The organism is Gardnerella sp. CCPDSM (genome assembly GCF_056754715.1).
This window is the reverse complement of the sequence record NZ_JBQEQO010000071.1, coordinates 1-461: the sequence shown is the minus strand read 5'-3', so window position 1 is coordinate 461 and position 461 is coordinate 1. Positions and strand designations below refer to the sequence as shown.

The window sequence follows — 461 nt, the reverse complement described above, 5'->3', positions numbered from 1 at the left end:
CGCGGTTCTAATCACGCTTCCTTGCTTTAAAACATGAAAATCTATAATGTTTGCTATGCCAACAAGCATAAAAATGAGCACCTTTCTAAAAATGCCCTTAAAACCAATGCTGCTAGACAGTTTCTTATCCGTAACAGCACACATCACGCCTGTAATATAATCCGCAACCACAAATAAAACGAGTGCGAGGATCAGCCCGTCGCATCCGCCTAAAAAGTATCCCAGCCAGCCGCCTACCAGTGTGAAAGCCAGTTGAGCAATATTCCAAAATCCTCTCATAATTCTCCTTACAAGTTTTCCTAACATTTGCCAGTACTCTTATAAAAACAAAAAACAAAAAGTAGAAAGTAATAAAAAAGGGCAGGCATGGTTTAACCCACACCTGCCCTAGCATTTCAGCATTTCAACATTTCAACATTTCAGTATTTCAACTGATATTATTTTTCAACACATGACTACTC

Annotated in this window: 1 protein-coding gene; it reads right to left on the bottom strand. The window is 38.8% G+C overall.

From position 1 onward, the window contains the following. The coding region (locus ACTJLE_RS06580) for a phage holin family protein (protein WP_481267917.1) at nucleotides 1–279 on the bottom strand (279 nt) is incomplete at its 3' end. Nucleotides 280–461: the final 182 nt, after the last annotated feature.